At 66.2% G+C, this 1288-nt stretch carries 2 pseudogenes; both read left to right on the plus strand.

The annotated features are described in order from the left end of the window. Positions 1-304: pseudogene (locus tag SMA01S_RS23950) on the plus strand (methyl-accepting chemotaxis protein); the annotation flags it as partial. A gap of 566 nt (positions 305-870) precedes the next feature. After that, positions 871-1288 (plus strand): annotated as a pseudogene (locus SMA01S_RS25455) (methyl-accepting chemotaxis protein); the annotation flags it as partial.

The following is a 1288-nucleotide window of genomic DNA, read 5'->3' on the forward strand; positions in this document are numbered from 1 at the left end:
GCGCTCGACCGTCGATACCAATGCCAGCATCAAGACCACCGTCGCCGAAGTGCAGGAAAGCGCCAACCGCATCCGCTTCGCGATGGAAGCGCAGGCGCAGACGGTGACCGCGATCACCGCCGCGGTCGACGAAACCGCGCTTGCCGCCGATTCGATGTCGAACACCATCGCCACCATCCGCGAGGATACCGAAGCCGTCGCCAACGAAATCGACGGCGTCGGCAAGGGGTTCGATTCGCTCGACGGTCAGCTCGGGCAACTCAAGGCCAGCGCCAGCGACTTCGTCGCCAAGGTCGCGGCATGAATCCAGGAGAGGATAACGTGGGAGACACTCCGCCGGTCGTTTGGCCCGACGAATTGAGGGCAGCGCTCAAGCGCGACCTCCCGCCGTTCGACTGGGATGGGCAGGTCGCGCCGATCTGCGCGGAAATCGTGCCCATCGTCGAACCGCATTATGAGAGCATCTGCCGCGTCTTCTGGGATCATTATGTCGCGCATCCCGCAACCGCGCACCTCCGCGCCTATTACACGCCGGAGAAGTTCGAGGCGCAGATCGCCGGCAGCGTCGTCTATATGCGCGCCAAGTTCGAGCACCCGCTCGGCCGCGACTGGAAAGCGATGGCCTGCGCGCATGCCCGCGACGCGGACCAGGCCGGCGTCCCGCTCGCTCCGTTGCTCTCGTCGCTGGCCGCGGCGCACCAGGCGACGTCGCGCGTCGTCGGGGAAGCGTGCGCCCAGGATGGTGAGCGCATGGCGCGCTATGCCGATGTGATGCTGCGCGTGTCTTTGGTCGAGGCGCATTTGCTGACGAGCTATATCAGCCATCTGGTCAGCACTCGCGCGCAGGAAGCGCGGCTGGAAAGTTCGCACAAATTCCGCGAATCGATCGCGGCGTCAATCGAAGGCACCGCGCAACTCGGCAACAAGATTCGCGGCCAAGCGGCGCGCACGTCCAGTTCCGCGCAGGGGATGCTCGACAAGACCGCTGAGGTGGCGGCCGCGGCCGAGCAATCAGCGGTGGCGATGCGCGAGGCGGCGCAGACCGCGGCAGGACTGATCCGCGCGATCGAGGATGCCCGGACCGAAGTCGAGGCGGCCGCCGAGATCGCCACGCGCGCCAGCTCGCAAGCGGGTCAGGCGGTCGAGACCAGCGGTGCGCTCAGCGATCACGCCAAATCGATCGAATCGATCCTGGGGCTGATCCGCGATATTGCCGGACAGACCAATTTGCTCGCGCTCAATGCGACGATCGAAGCGGCGCGCGCCGGCGATGCCGGACGCGGTTTCG

The organism is Sphingomonas mali NBRC 15500 (assembly GCF_001598415.1).
In the GTDB taxonomy this organism is placed as follows: domain Bacteria; phylum Pseudomonadota; class Alphaproteobacteria; order Sphingomonadales; family Sphingomonadaceae; genus Sphingomonas; species Sphingomonas mali.